Origin of the sequence: Trichococcus flocculiformis (assembly GCF_963662535.1) — a bacterium.
GTDB classification, from domain to species: domain Bacteria; phylum Bacillota; class Bacilli; order Lactobacillales; family Aerococcaceae; genus Trichococcus; species Trichococcus flocculiformis.
The window spans coordinates 1099247-1113697 of record NZ_OY759718.1; the positions used below are offsets into that span (position 1 = coordinate 1099247).

A 14451-nucleotide genomic window follows, 5' to 3' on the forward strand; every position below is an offset into this window, starting at 1 on the left:
TTATCCATTAGAATAACACAGTTTTATAAGCTGTTATAAACGTTTTTCAGTGGATGGATTGAACAAAATGAACATATCTTCTCATATGTTTCCGAACATTTGCTCGGAATGTTGATACAGTTCGCAAAACAGTTTGTGAAGTAGGGTACAGCTCGCGCAATATGTAACGAAAGTTACTGAAAACCAAAAAATATTTTAGGGTTGTCGGATAACCACAAAGAATCCGACAACCAGGCCAAGTATCCTGGGGAAGTTGTCGGATAACCACGCAGAATCCGACAACCGGATACAAATGCTCTAGCCCCGCAGGCAAAACAAAAGACCCGGATCGGCATCACGGGCCGATCCGGGTCCATTAAGTTTGTCCGCCAATCGTATGTTCCTTAACGTACCCCATGCACATTCTCGGCATCGAAGCTGAACAGGAAGCCGTTACCCGGCACATCCAGCTGCATCTGCTCGACGATGGCGTTCTCCACCGCCAGAGCGACATCGGAGGTGACCAAGTTCATGATGATGTCCTTGCCGTTGTCGAGTTCGATTCCGAACACTTTCCGGCATTTATCCGCGAAAGCGCCAGTGCCGTGGAAAAGGGTGCCGCCGCGTGCGCCTGCCGCTGCCGCTGCTTCAACGACATCGTCACCCAATCCGCCGGCGACGAGCGTAAAGAAGACTTCATGACCGGAAGTTGGATGGGGATCTTTTTCATCCATGTGCAGGCGTTCGCCATGCGTACCCAGCAAGTGCGAAATCGGACTTGTGAAGAGGATGCCACGATTCGGCAACTCGAAATGGAAAAGTGAGCTGATGTGTTCGACGGTAGGTTGCGTTTTATCGCGCGCGCAGACCATAAAGAGGATTTCTTTTTTTACTTCATAAAAACCGATTGTACGCAATAGAGCGCTGGAAACCGTTCCTGAACCATGCAGGATGGTCCCCCCGGTGATGCCGCACTTTTTCGCTTCCTCGAGCACGCGGCTGGCTTTGCCGATGTTGACGACGACAAAAATGACGTCGTAAAATCTTTTGTTTTCAATTTGTTCGGTCAATTAGAGACCCTCCTTTATACTGTTACGCTGATAAATGGCGCCCAACAATTGCAGCGAAATGATCGGCATCATCGCCACCATCGCAATCATCCCGAAGCCTTCCAAGAGCACGTTGGCATCCGGTGTGATTTCTGCAACCCCCTGAATGAACGCCAGAATGAAAGTGGCCGTCATCGGGCCTGATGCCACGCCGCCCGCATCAAAGGCGATTCCGACGAACAGCTTCGGAACTTTATAGGAGAGGGCAAGGATGACCAGATAACCTGGGACGAGATAGTGCCACAGTTGCAACCATGGCACGAGCACGCGCACGACCGACAAGAGAACGGCCAGCCCGACGCCTACGGATAGGAAACCCAGCACGATACCGCGCTTAACATAACCAGTTGTAACATCTTCTATTTGATGCGTCAACACATATACCGCAGGTTCCGCTAAAATGACCAATACCCCCAGCACAAAACCGACGATGAGGACCGGAATGGAGCTGTCCATCCCGGCGATCAGCATGCCGAGTTTGCGTCCGACCTCCATGAAACCGGCATTCACGCCGGTAAGGAAAAGGACCAGCCCGACGAACAGATAAGCCATACCCAGAAAGATGCGCCGGAAAGCGCGTTTAGAGAGTTTCTCATCCGCAAAGAAGACATGGTTGAGCACGAAAATGATCAGAATTGGTGAAACGGCCAACAGAATTTCGCCCGTGATTTTCGGCAACTCGTGCAGGAATGGCGCAAGCCAATTCGCGGCGACCGCTTCATGGCCGGGCATAGAACCCGAGAGCGGTTCATCGGAACGGACGAACAAACCCAAGATCAATACTGCCAGAATGGCGCCAGCCGAGGCGATCCCGACCAGACCGAAGCTATCCTCCTCGGCTGATTGCGTCTGCCGGTTCAGGGATGCGACGCCGACCGCCAGTGCCAACATGAAAGGCACTGTTAAAGCGCCAGTCGTAGATCCCGAAGCATCAAAGGCGATGGCGAACAGGTCGTTGGTGCTGAAGTACGCCAAGCCGAAGATGGCTAGGTAGAGAAACGTGAAAGCCTTGTTCAGCGGATAACGGTAAACGATCCGGAAAAGACCGATCGTCAGCATGACGGCAATGCCGACGGAAACGACGATCAAAAGCAGGTTTTTCGGATACATGCCGTTCGTGACTTCGGAAACCTGCGTCGCCAGAATATGCAGATCCGGTTCCGCGATCGAGATGAAGAACCCGAGGACAAGCCCCATCCCGAGCACATATTTCATGCTGTTGCTGCGGGCCAAACCTTTTCCGAGAAATTTCCCGATCGGTGTGATGCCCAAATCCACACCGAAAAGGAAGATCGACAGGCCAATGATGATCAAAAATGCCCCGAACAGGAAACGCTGCAGATCGATGGTTTCGAGTGGTGTCAATGTGAAATGGAGCAGTACGACAAGCGACGTGATCGGCAGTACGGACTGCAGGACTTCCCTTAATTTTTCTGTAAATATACTCATAGATTCATTCCTTTCGTGTTGCTGTTATAATGTTGAAGAGTAATATTTGTATATTAAACATAACATGCCATTTATTTAATAGGAAGCAAAAAGCACCCAAATCGATAGCATCGGACAACATTCTTATGGTTTCAGGAAAATCACCTAGCTCCGACAGTCGCTTCCGACGGGCACAAGAGCCAACCGTTTTATTTTGACTGAAGCGCTCCAAAGCATTAGAATAGAGGAAACAATAGGGATTCATGAAGGATGATCAATATGAACATAAAAAACAAAAACTTACTGAAAACCGCTGTTTTGGTTGGCGCGGGGGCCTATCTGCATCTCCAAAACACTTGGATCCAGAAGAGCGAGTACACCATTCCGGTAAAGAATCTGGCACTGGAAAACGAAGGGCTGAAGATAGTCCAGCTTTCCGATATCCACTTGCCGAAAGAAAAAGTCGATCTGAATAAGCTGATCGACATGACCAAAGCAGCGGATCCGGACTTTATCTTTCTTACCGGTGATCAGATTCAAGGGGATGATACCTTTGATCCGTCAGTCGCGGAAAAATTGTTCCGGAATCTGACGGCAATCGCGCCGACCTATGCCATAACGGGTAATCATGACCGCCATTCGCCGATGTTCGCTATCGTGGTGGATTTGTACAAGCAGACGGGGATCCGTTTTCTGGAAGACGAAGCAATCAGCGTCCTTGCGAAGGGAAGGAAGCCGGTCGTGATCATGGGACTGAGCGACAAAAGCTCGGCCATTCAGAAAATCGCGAAGGACTTTCTGAAAAAGATCAGGCTGAGAAAAGATTGGCAAGGCCAAACACGTCTTTTGTTGGCGCACCGACCTGAACATTTTCTGAAGTACCATATCGATCCGGAGAAATCAGCTGATATCACCTTCGCTGGCCATGCTCATGGCGGCCAGATCCGCATCCCGAGATTGGGTGGGCTGTATGCTCCTGGACAAGGGCGGATGCCACGGCATACCGAAGGCGTTTATCTGTTGCCTACGGATCCGGAAAAGAAACTGGTCGTCAGCCGGGGCATCGGTGGGTCCTCATTCCCGTTCCGGATCAACAACCGACCGGAAATGGTCGTTGTGACCTTAACGAGCGGCTCCACTTCAGAATCTTTGGAAATATGACCGTTTGGATTGGTTCGGGGAGGAAAGTGTTTTTCCTCCGTTTTGTTTTGTAAGCGCATTAATAATTTTTGTGTTTCTGAGGAAATTGCGTTACACTTAAAGTAATAAGTAGAAGGAGTGTGGGTTATCATGGTGAAGAGCTTAATGGACAGAATGCCTTTGAATGATGGTTTTACAATCCCCGGAATCGGATACGGAACTTGGAACGTGAGCAATGATGAAGCTGAAGAGATGGTCTTCATGGCCATCATGCGTGGGTATCGCCTGATTGATACAGGCAGCATGTACGGAAACGAAGTCGGCGTAGGCCGCGGTATCCATAAAGCCATCAACGCAGGCATTTCCAGAGATGATATTTTTGTCGTGACCAAACTCGGTAAAGACGACATGGGCTTCGAAAAAGCAACAGACGCTATCCGTGCAAGCTACGACCGGCTCGGACTGAAGTACATTGATCTGTTCCTGATCCACTTCCCGAGCCCTGATGAAGGTGTAACTGCAGCCACTTGGAAAGCCTTGGAGGAAGCCAAGGATTCCGGAATCGTCCGCAGCATCGGCGTCTCCAACTTCATGCGTGGGGATCTGAAAGAACTATTGGAGAACTCCCGCATCAAACCAGTCGTGAACCAATTGGAAATCAATCCATTCAACCTCATGGAGGAAGTGGATGACTTCGGCTACGACAATAACATTATGACGATGGCCTACAGCCCATTGGCTAAGGGAAGAGCTTTGGAAGACGGCAAAGTTATGAAAATAGCTGAAAAATATAATAAAACACCGGCACAGATCATACTGAGATGGGCCGTACAACGCGACCTCATTCCGATTCCGAAAACAAAGGATGCCGACCGAATGAAGGAAAATCTTGATCTGTTCGATTTTAGTTTGACGGATGAGGAATTAGAAAGAATCACCCGCATCAAGAAAGACAGCAACTTCGTGAAGGGGCACCAAGACCACAATCTCGGTAAGAGAATCGGGGTCGACATCCGTAACAGTAAGTGATGCCAATCAAATCAAAGCTGGGGGCTTCCGAGTCTCCAGCTTTTCTTATCGGGGAAAGGGGTTATGGTTGAAAAATATGCAGAGCAAGGGTGGAATAAATGAATTTTTATTATGATGAAGAAGCGATCCGCTGTCTGAAGGCCAAGGATCCGATTCTGGCGGACGTCATCGACCGGATCGGACCGATCGAGCGGCCGATCGATGCGGATCTTTTTTCCGCGCTCGTCAACAATATCGTCGGCCAGCAGATTTCAATGAAAGCCCAGGAGACCGTCTGGAAAAGGATGCTTGCCGTTTTTGGGGCGATAACACCGGAGCGTATTTGCCGGGCGAGCATTGAAGAAATCCAGCAGTGCGGCCTATCGACCCGCAAAGCGACCTATATCCGCGAAGCAGCCGAGAAAGTTCTTTCCGGTGCATGCGATCTGGAGGCGCTTCAGGACAAGAGTGACGAAGAGGTCATCGCCGAGTTGTCGCAATTGCGCGGTATCGGCAAATGGACAGCAGAAATGTTGCTGATCTTTTCGATGGGCCGTCAGGACGTACTGAGCTGGGATGACCTCGCTATCCATCGTGGCTTGCGGATGGTTTATCATCACCGCAAAATCACCAAGCCATTGTTCCAGAAATACAAACGGCGTTTTGCACCATACGGTTCGGTCGCGAGTCTCTATCTCTGGGAAGTGTCCGTCGGCGCGCTGCCGGATCTGAAGGACTATGCGCCACTGACGGAGGCCGAAAAGCGAAAACGCCTGAAGCAGCGCCAAGAACTGAAAAAAGCGGAAAAGCAACAGTCCTAAGCTACGCCGCCAGCATCCGGTTTGCGCTGGGATGCTGTTTTTGGGTTCAAAAATAATGGCTATCAATAAGCAATCCGCCTTTGATTAGTGTAGAATGGGAATAGAATGTTTCAAAAAAAACAATGAGTGAGGGGATCAAACCATGATCAGATTAGGCATCATCGGAACAAGCAGCATTGCGCATGCATTCGCAACAGCGGCCAAAGCATCCGGACAATTCGAAATAAAAGCGGTCTACAGCCGCAACCAGTTCACCGCCCAAAGCTTTGGAGAAGGCTACGGTGCGGATATTTTCGTCACGGACTTGGAAAAATTCACTGCCTTGGAGGAAGTCGATGCCATCTACATCGCATCACCGAACAGCCTCCATTTCCAGCAAGCCATGTCGGCCATCGCCAATGGCAAGCATCTCATCGTCGAAAAGCCGATCTTCTCGAATACAAAAGAATGGGAAGCTGCCTTCTCGGCGGCCAAAGCCAATAATGTCTTCCTGTTTGAAGCCGCTCGCCATCTGCATGAGCCAAACTTCGAGCTGGTCCGGAATGAAATCGCCAAATTGGGAGAAATCGACGGTGCCAACTTCACCTATGCAAAATACTCTTCCCGCTATGACCAAGTCTTAGCCGGCGAAGAACCGAATATTTTCTCGCTCGCTTTTTCCGGCGGGGCGCTTGCAGATTTGGGCGTATATTTGCTGTACGCTGCTATCGCTTGGTTCGGCGTGCCTGATGACGTCGATTATGCCGACAAGAAAATCCAGACGGGCGTGGACGGGGCCGGTACGATGCTGTTGAAATATCCGTATTTCTCCGTCACCTTGCATACGTCGAAAATCTACAATTCCTTCGCCGATTCGGAAATCTACAGCGGCAAAAAAACCTTGCTTCTCGATGGTGTCAATTTGATCCAATCGGTCGAACTGGTGGACGGCGAGACTGATGAACGGTATCAATTGGCCGAAAAAGCAACCGGCCATTTCATGGACGACGAAGTCCGTGCCTTCGCGCGCGTCTTGAATGATCCGGAAAATCCTGATACTATAGAAGACTACGAACGTTGGACGCAGATCAGCCGGGACGTTAACCGGACGATGGAGGCCTTGCGCAAAAAAGCGGGCATCGTTTACCCAGCGGATCTGGACGAGGCGTAAGACAGATTGTTGTACCTGCAACAGGTATGCGCCGCAGTATAAGAAATGAGGAAATGAATGATGATGATGGAAGAAATGGCAATGCCATTCGAAAAATACTGGCATGAGATGAGTTTTCAGCTGCCGACCCCAATCCAAGAGAATGTCTTCAAGCCGTTGCTGCAAGGCAAGGATGTCGTCGGTCTATCGCCGACAGGAACGGGTAAAACGTTGGCTTATGCCATTCCGTTGCTGCAGAAAACGGATGCCAACAAAGAGCTGCAATTGTTGGTGCTGGTGCCTTCGCAGGAGTTGGCTCACCAAGTAGGCCACGTTTTGGCGGAGTGGGGTTCCCTGAAGGACTTGAGCGCGCAAGTGATCATCGGCGGCGCGAACGTCGGCCGTCAGATCGACAAGCTGAAGGAAAAACCGGAAATCGTGGTCGGAACACCGGGACGATTGTTGGAATTGGCCAACCAGAAAAAACTGAAACTGCACAACATCAAGACGGTCATCCTTGATGAAGCGGACTATCTGATGCAGGAGGAGCACTTGAGCGCCCTGCGCGAGTTGATCAAAAAAATGCCGGGTTCCCGTCAGATGGGTTTCTTTTCGGCTACGAACAGCGAAAACCTGAAGGACATCCAAAAGTGGTTCAACACCGAGCCGCTTTGGTTCGACACGACAAAAGAAGGCCAGTTCATGGACCAAACGATTCACGGCTTCATCGAGGCACCTACGCGCAAACGCGCCGAAATGTTGCGCCGTTTGGGCAATCTGGAAGAGATGCAGGCGCTCGTTTTCGTGAATTCTACGCAGGAACTTGATTATTTGGCGCAGAAACTGCAGTTCGAAGGCATCAATGTCCGCATGCTGCACAGCGATTACGGCAAAGCCCAGCGCAAAAACGCCATGGATGAATTCCGCAAAGGCAATGTGACCTTTCTGCTGACAACGGATGTTTCCGCCCGCGGGATCGACATCCAGGATCTGCCTTACGTCATCCATTACGATCTGCCGCTATCGAAGGAAACCTACCTGCACCGCTCCGGACGTACGGGCCGGATGGGCAAAAAAGGGATTGTGCTGTCATTGGTGAATGATCGCAACAGCCGCGATATCAAACGTTTCGCCCCGCATCCGGAAGAAGTGAAGGAATTCTTCATCTACGGTGGCGAGCTCGTTGATCAGTTGCCGAGCCGCGAATCCCGTGACGCCATCCGCGATGCGCAGAAACCGGCCGTCGCCAAAGCTGCTAAAATCCAGAAAAAAGCTGCCTTGGTTGCTTCGAAAGAGGAAGAGGCTAAGAAGGAAGCAGTCGCCAAAAAAACGAAAAAGAAAAAAATCCGCTCCAAAGATCAGAAAAATAAAGGCGCACGCCGCAAGCCAACAGAGAAAAAGCTATCTGAATAACTGATTAACTTTCCGCATTCTGCCGGAAGGACAGGCCGAATCCGCCTATGTGGAGGCTTTCCCCGGCGGCGTGCGGATATTTTTGTTTTTTTGTGAATATGTGGGATGGAACTCCGGTTAAGCCGGGGGTCGCCGGAGGACAGCAATGCAAAATGCGTCCAGTTCCGATAAGACTGCTGCGGTCGGAGGAGACGGATAATACCGGATTGCTCCTCCGGTGGCGCATCCGCTCGCCGGAGCAGACACCGAAAATGTGAAGATTTCCTTCCCCGGTCCGTTGCGGCGCATCCCTTGCACCTGTATAATCAAAGGTAGAGACCTAACCTGTATTCGGATACGGCATAGAGTCCGTTTTGCAGCAAAAGAAAGGGGTGGACGCTATCCATGGTCACAATCAATGACATCGCTAAAATGGCCGGCGTGGCGAAGAGCACGGTTTCCCGCTATCTGAACGGCGGGGCGGTCAGCGGAAAAACGAAGGCGAAGCTGGATGCAATCGTCGCCGAACATGATTACAAACCGAATAAATTTGCCCAAAGCCTGAAAGCGAAGCGCACGCACATGGTCGGAACGATCATCCCGCGTCTGAATTCCTTTGCGACGAACGAAGCGTTGCGGGGCTTGGAGAGTAGCCTGCGCCTATCCAAAAACCAACTGTTGATCACGAATGCGGATCAGAGCCGCGAGCGCGAAATCGAAGCCATCTCCACCTTGGCGAAGCAGCGCGTAGACGGAATCGTCTTCTTCGCGGCGGCCATCACGCCGGCACATGTGAAGGCGTTCGAGGAGGCCGATGTACCGGTCGTCATCGTCGGACAGGCGCATCCCGATTTCCATTGCATCATCCATGATGATGAGAAGGCTGGCTATTCCGTTGGCTCCTACGCGGTGGCGAATGGGCACACGAACATTCTTGTCTTCGGGGTCGACGAGTCCGATAAGGCGGTCGGGGTGACCCGGCGCAACGGCATCGAGCAGGCTTTCGAAGATCACGACATCGACTATACCTTCGTCAAAACGAGCTTCGCCATGAAGGATGCCTACGAAAAAGCGTTGGAAATCCTTCCGCAATCCAAAGCGACCTTCGTGATCGGCGCTACCGACAATATCGCGATCGGGATCATGCGGGCGGCCCATGAACTGCAGATTGAAATACCGGATCAGCTATCCTTGGCGGGATTCGGCGGCTACGAAATAACCGAGGCGGTCTATCCACGCATCACAACAGTGCATTATCCTTTCCAGGAATCCGGCGAATTGGCGGCCAAAATACTGATGGAACTGATCTTGGAAAAAGAAGTTGACCTGATCCAAACGTTGGATAACGAGTTGTTGGTCAGGGAATCGACTCAAAAAAATGCATAGCCACAATCTATAAAGCTAGAACCGAAAAGTCACAATAGGGAACCCTCAAGCGCACAAACGCTTGGGGGTCTTTTTACGGATTCATGCGCAAAGTACAGCAAAAAGACAAACCGCTGTACAAGCGCCAAAACCAGTTAGAACGCAAAAGCAGCACGTTTTCTCCATTTTTTCATTGTTACCCTAAATTTGAGATAGGTTGACATCGTTTTTCGTATATGCCATCATGGATTCAATGACTATATCAGAATGAATGGAGAAGAATGATGAGCGAAAAAGAAGCTGTATTATCGGTAAAAAATGAAGAGCAATCCATTGGAAGATTGACCACAATGGAAGCAATCAAAAATAAACTTTATGCAGGCGGACGCCTGACTAAAGCGGAGGTTATGGAATTAATCGAGGCGCCGCTCGAAGAACTGTGTGCAGCCGCCAATGACGTGCGCAAACATTTCTGCGGTAATGTGTTCGATGTCTGCACAATCATCAACGGCAAGAGCGGCAAATGCTCGGAAAACTGCAAGTTCTGCTCCCAATCGCGCTATTACCGCACGAAAGTGGATGCCTACTCGCTGATCGGATCGGAAACGATCGTCGAACAGGCGAAATACAACGAAGAGCGCGGCGTGCTGCGTTATTCCATCGTGACCTCAGGCAGGGCGCTGTCCAGTAAGGAAGTGGACAAGGTCTGCGAAAGTCTGGAAGCCGTCCAAAAGGAATCGGATATCGCACTCTGCGGCTCGTTTGGGCTTTTGGAGGAAACGGAATTCGCCAAGCTGAAGCAGGCGGGATTGACGCGCGTACACAACAATCTGGAAACTTCGCGAAGGAATTTCCCGAATGTCTGCACGACCCACACCTACGACGACAAAATCGCCGCCATCCGCGCCGCGCTACAGGCCGGATTGACCGTCTGCAGCGGAGGCATCATCGGCTTGGGCGAGACGATGGAGGACCGCATCGATATGGTCATCGACCTCCGCGAAATGGGCATCCGCTCGATACCGATCAATCTGCTGAATCCCATCCCGGGCACGCCATTTGAGGGAAATGAAGTCGTCAGCGACGGCGAGATGAGCCGCATCATAGCGATTTTCCGGATGCTGGTTCCCGATGCGTATATCCGGTTGGCGGGAGGAAGAGGGCTGCTTGCGGATAAAGGCAGACAGTGCTTCCTTTCCGGCGCCAATGCGGCGATTTCCGGCGATATGCTGACGACGGACGGCATCACGATCGAACGGGACATGCGCATGTTGGGCGAACTCGGCTACGAGGTGGTCCTGCGCGATGACTGATGGGACCATATAGACCCGCCTGACCCTCATGTCAATATCCTTTTGAATGCAGAGAACAGAAGAGGTTAACTGTTGAATTATTGATTTTATAGATTCGATCGATAACTCACTTGTGATTTTTTTTGTATAATAAGCAGATATTGTCTAGAGGAGGAAAAGTGAAAATGAATGAAGCAAAAGGATTAAAAAAATATTTGGCGGTTTTAGGGGCATTCGCCTTATTGGGATTGAGCGGCTGCGGCCAAGCAGAAGTATCTGAAGCAGATAGCATCGTGCAGGCGACGACGGAACAGACTTCCGAAGCTGCAACACAGGAATCAACTGAAGAAACAACCGAAGCAGCCAATGAAGAACATTTGGACTATGAAAACCAGGATGAATGGGACTTCGAATCCGGGGCGATGCAATCCCCGATCAATATCGAAACGAGTGCAGCCGAAGCGATGACTACAGACGGCTCCCTGACATTGGATTATGCTGATGAAATCATCGATGTGATCGATAACGGGCACAGCATCGAAATCGAGGACGGCGGCCAAGCGACGATCGCCGGACGCAGTTTTGAACTGGCACAATTCCACCTGCACTCCCCGAGCGAGCACACTGTGGATGGCGAAAGCTTCCCGATCGAACTGCATTTTGTCCATAAGGCCCAGGACGGACGCTTGGCGGTCATCGCGGTCTTCTTTAAAGAAGGAACCGAAAATGCTGCTTTTCAGGCGATCCTGGATGATGTGCAGGCGAACGAAGAATCAGACGTTGCGAGCGGACTTAGCCTGAACGTTGCTGAGCTGCTTCCAGCAAACAAAAGCTACTATCATTACTTAGGATCCTTGACGACACCGCCACTGACCGAAAATGTCGAGTGGTATGTGATGGCGAATACTGTTGAAGTCTCCGCGGAACAGATTGCGGCATTCAACGAATATTATGAAGGCAACAACAGAGAAGTCCAACCATTGGGCGAGCGTTCCGTCTTGAAATACGAAGAATAACCAGTCTTTGCGGCGATTTGATCGTCATGGCTGAAAAAGTTCCGTCCGCCCAAGTGCTTTTGGGTCAGGAGGGACTTTTTTTGTTTTCTGAGGAATCACGTAACGCGATTACAAAACACAGAAAAATCGGATGCAACGGCACTTTTTTTGTTATAATTGAAGGAAAAACGCGAGCAGGGGGAACGTAATGGGGGAAATAGCAGCAAAAGCCGCATCATTGATTTTGATCATCGTGATCGGCTACGTCATCAAACGGATCGGATGGGTAAACGCCGAGGATTTTCCGAAATTTTCGAAAATCGTTCTGCGGATCACGCTGCCTTGCGCGCTGATCACTAGTTTCAACACGTTCGACATCACCTACAACCTGTTGTTTTTGACCGCGATTGGCCTCATCGCTAACTTGGTCCTGCAAATCACCGGCTATCTGGTGAATCAGCGGAAAGGCGGCATAGCGCAGGCTTTCGGAATCATCAACCTCGGCAGCTACAATGTCGGGGCCTTTGCGATGCCATATATCGCCGGATTGATGGGCCCGCAGTCGATCATTTTCGCATCCCTTTTCGATGTCGGCAATTCCTTCGGAGCGGCCGGAATCGGCTATGGTTGGTCCCGTTCGGTTGCGGATGAAACGCAGAAAACGACCCTGGGCGGCTTCCTCAAGCTCATGTTCCTTTCGCCGCTGTTCGATACCTACTTGATCTTGTTGCTGATGCGCCTCTTCGGGTTGCAATTGCCGGATGCGGTCATCACCTTTACGTCCACGGTGGGCGGCGCCAATACGTTCCTGGCGATGCTGATGATCGGGATTGGTTTGGAATTGGGTTTGGATGCTCACCGTTTCAAGCTGGCCTTCAAATACTTGGCCATCCGCTACGGATTTGCGCTGGTTTTCTCCATCCTGATTGTGCTCTTCCTGCCGGTCCCAACCGTCGTGAAGACGATCCTCTGCATGCTTTTCTTTTCGCCGATCGCTTCCATGGCGACAGGCTTCACCGATGAAGCGGGCGGTGACGTCGAAACCTCCGCCTTTATGAATTCCGTCTCCATTCTGATCGGAATCTTCGCGATGCCGCTCGTTTTGGCGGTAATGGGATAATAAATGTCAAATGAAACATAATCAAACCATCCGTTCTTGTAGCGGATGGTTTTTTGTTGGGCGGAATTTTTTTCCTCCGGCCAACCCGGCCAGCAGCGCAAACGTATAGCATCAACCTATATCTGTGTATATCAATTAAGTGTTACCCTATAACGCGATTCCATGGCATACTGAAACAACCTTCATTCATGAAAGGCATCAGCAAATATTGGGATAGCGATGCAATTATTTGCACCGCTATCCCTGAAAATACAAAAGAAACAGGAAAAGGGGGAACTAGAATGAGAAAAGAAACAAATCGTTGGGTGGTGCTAGTCAGCTCGATGGGGATCTTGTTGTGCACCGGTATCGTCTACACATTCAGTGTTTTCGCAGGACCGTTGGCGGAGTTGCGGGGATGGGCGGTGCCGGACATCATGATGGCGTTCGCAATCAATTCCGCAGTGGGGCCGATCCCGATGATTTTCGGCGGTTATTTTACGGACCGTGGCTGGGCAAAATGGATCGCCCGCATCGGCGTCGTCCTTTTCGGTATCAGCTTCGCGTTCACCGGGCAAGCGACGAGCATTTTCCAGTTATATCTGATCTACGGGATCTTCGGCGGATTTGCGCAGAACTTTGCCTATTCCGCCTGCCTCAGCAACACAATCCGCTTTTTCCCGGATAAAAAAGGCTTGGCTTCCGGTCTGATCACCGGTGGCATGGGCGGAGCGGCAATCATAGCGGCTCCGATTGCGAACACGCTGATCGAACGCTACGGCGTCAGCCAAGCCTTTTGGCGCATGGGCTTAGCGTATGCATTGATTGGATTCTTTTTCAGTCTTTTCATCCGCTCGGCACCGAAACAAGTCGTTCCACAAACAGCTGAGGGCTCCGAAAAGGCTCCAGCAAAAACCATCACCGCAAACAAAAACTGGAAGGAAATGCTGGCGACGCCGGCATTCTACCTGCTGATCCTGATGTTCGCAATGGGCGCCTTTTCCGGCCTGATGATCGCTTCGAACGCATCGCTGATCGGGCAGTCCATGTTCGGACTATCGGCAACAGCGGCTGCCGCATACGTCAGTCTTTATTCCTTGAGCAACACTTCTGGGCGGGTATTCTGGGGCGCAGTCTCCGATCGGATCGGCCAGATCCGCGCGGTCATCATCATCTATAGTGCCATCATTTTTGCCTTCGTCCTGCTCGTCAGCGTCAACCAAGTGTGGGCCTTCGCTGCAGGTGTCGTCACTTTGGGACTCTGCTTCGGCGGCGTGATGGGCGTCTTCCCAGGCTTGGTCATGGATAACTTCGGTCCAGCGAACCAGGGCGTCAATTATGGCATCGTCTTCATCGGCTTTTCGAGCGCTGCATTCGTCGCACCGAAAGTGACTGCGTCATTGGCCGCCGCGAACGACGGTGACTTCACGAAAGCCTTCTATGTCGCGATCGCCGTCGTCCTGCTCGGATTGGGCTTGAGCCTCGTCTATGCAAAAAGAAAAACAGTGTCCAAGCTTGCAGCGGAAACTGTTTAAAAGACACTTCATTGAAAATAGCCCGCGTTGAGGAAGCCTACTCTCCTCAACGCGGGCTATTTTTCTGAATGAAACGAGTTTTGGCACACAATTTGCGATTAAGTGTCTGCAGTATTAAGCCCCTTATGTTAGCGATCCGAGCAGAGTAGGCTTATAATC

Annotated in this window: 12 protein-coding genes; 10 read left to right on the plus strand and 2 right to left on the minus strand. The window is 50.9% G+C overall.

Annotated elements, in window-relative coordinates; genetic code table 11:
- Positions 1-383: 383 nt before the first annotated feature.
- Both ACKPCD_RS05500 and ACKPCD_RS05505 read right to left on the minus strand, forming a co-directional pair.
- A complete protein-coding gene (locus ACKPCD_RS05500) occupies positions 384-1049 on the minus strand; it encodes a hypothetical protein (protein WP_321434253.1) in 666 nt (221 codons plus the stop codon).
- Complete coding sequence (locus ACKPCD_RS05505; protein WP_321434254.1) at positions 1050-2537, minus strand: DUF1538 domain-containing protein; 1488 nt, start codon at positions 2535-2537, stop codon at positions 1050-1052.
- Positions 2538-2795: 258 nt separating this feature from the next.
- Between ACKPCD_RS05505 and ACKPCD_RS05510 the strand changes: the two genes are divergently transcribed.
- From ACKPCD_RS05510 to ACKPCD_RS05555, 10 genes are all read left to right on the plus strand, one after another.
- On the plus strand, positions 2796-3677 hold the full coding sequence (locus ACKPCD_RS05510) for a metallophosphoesterase (RefSeq protein WP_321434255.1): 882 nt from the start codon (positions 2796-2798) through the stop codon (positions 3675-3677).
- Positions 3678-3806: 129 nt separating this feature from the next.
- Entirely contained in the window at positions 3807-4685 is an 879-nt protein-coding gene (locus ACKPCD_RS05515; RefSeq protein WP_321434256.1) for an aldo/keto reductase, read from the plus strand.
- Between the two features lie 98 nt (positions 4686-4783).
- Positions 4784-5485, plus strand: coding sequence for a DNA-3-methyladenine glycosylase family protein (locus tag ACKPCD_RS05520; protein WP_321434257.1), 702 nt, complete (start codon positions 4784-4786; stop codon positions 5483-5485).
- A 142-nt stretch (positions 5486-5627) separates the two neighbouring features.
- A complete protein-coding gene (locus ACKPCD_RS05525) occupies positions 5628-6635 on the plus strand; it encodes a Gfo/Idh/MocA family protein (RefSeq protein WP_321434258.1) in 1008 nt (335 codons plus the stop codon).
- 57 nt (positions 6636-6692) lie between these two features.
- Entirely contained in the window at positions 6693-8027 is a 1335-nt protein-coding gene (locus ACKPCD_RS05530) for a DEAD/DEAH box helicase (RefSeq protein ID WP_321434259.1), read from the plus strand.
- Between the two features lie 384 nt (positions 8028-8411).
- A complete protein-coding gene (locus ACKPCD_RS05535; RefSeq protein ID WP_321434260.1) occupies positions 8412-9392 on the plus strand; it encodes a LacI family DNA-binding transcriptional regulator in 981 nt (326 codons plus the stop codon).
- A gap of 263 nt (positions 9393-9655) precedes the next feature.
- Positions 9656-10684, plus strand: coding sequence for a biotin synthase BioB (bioB, locus tag ACKPCD_RS05540; RefSeq protein ID WP_321434261.1), 1029 nt, complete (start codon positions 9656-9658; stop codon positions 10682-10684).
- A gap of 164 nt (positions 10685-10848) precedes the next feature.
- On the plus strand, positions 10849-11679 hold the full coding sequence (locus ACKPCD_RS05545) for a carbonic anhydrase (protein ID WP_321434262.1): 831 nt from the start codon (positions 10849-10851) through the stop codon (positions 11677-11679).
- 187 nt (positions 11680-11866) lie between these two features.
- Positions 11867-12778: an AEC family transporter gene (locus ACKPCD_RS05550; protein WP_321434263.1), complete on the plus strand. Its 912-nt coding sequence runs from the start codon at positions 11867-11869 to the stop codon at positions 12776-12778.
- A 281-nt stretch (positions 12779-13059) separates the two neighbouring features.
- Positions 13060-14292, plus strand: coding sequence for an L-lactate MFS transporter (locus ACKPCD_RS05555; RefSeq protein WP_321434264.1), 1233 nt, complete (start codon positions 13060-13062; stop codon positions 14290-14292).
- The last annotated feature ends 159 nt before the right edge of the window (positions 14293-14451 follow it).

Coding starts and splice junctions, on each gene's coding strand:
- ACKPCD_RS05545 (WP_321434262.1), top strand. CDS start 10,849: ATGAATGAAGCAAAAGGATTAAAAAAATATTTGGCGGTTTTAGGGGCA.
- ACKPCD_RS05515 (WP_321434256.1), top strand. CDS start 3,807: ATGGTGAAGAGCTTAATGGACAGAATGCCTTTGAATGATGGTTTTACA.
- ACKPCD_RS05505 (WP_321434254.1), bottom strand. CDS start 2,537: ATGAGTATATTTACAGAAAAATTAAGGGAAGTCCTGCAGTCCGTACTG.
- ACKPCD_RS05530 (WP_321434259.1), top strand. CDS start 6,693: ATGATGATGATGGAAGAAATGGCAATGCCATTCGAAAAATACTGGCAT.
- ACKPCD_RS05550 (WP_321434263.1), top strand. CDS start 11,867: ATGGGGGAAATAGCAGCAAAAGCCGCATCATTGATTTTGATCATCGTG.
- ACKPCD_RS05510 (WP_321434255.1), top strand. CDS start 2,796: ATGAACATAAAAAACAAAAACTTACTGAAAACCGCTGTTTTGGTTGGC.
- ACKPCD_RS05535 (WP_321434260.1), top strand. CDS start 8,412: ATGGTCACAATCAATGACATCGCTAAAATGGCCGGCGTGGCGAAGAGC.
- ACKPCD_RS05520 (WP_321434257.1), top strand. CDS start 4,784: ATGAATTTTTATTATGATGAAGAAGCGATCCGCTGTCTGAAGGCCAAG.
- ACKPCD_RS05555 (WP_321434264.1), top strand. CDS start 13,060: ATGAGAAAAGAAACAAATCGTTGGGTGGTGCTAGTCAGCTCGATGGGG.
- ACKPCD_RS05525 (WP_321434258.1), top strand. CDS start 5,628: ATGATCAGATTAGGCATCATCGGAACAAGCAGCATTGCGCATGCATTC.
- bioB (WP_321434261.1), top strand. CDS start 9,656: ATGAGCGAAAAAGAAGCTGTATTATCGGTAAAAAATGAAGAGCAATCC.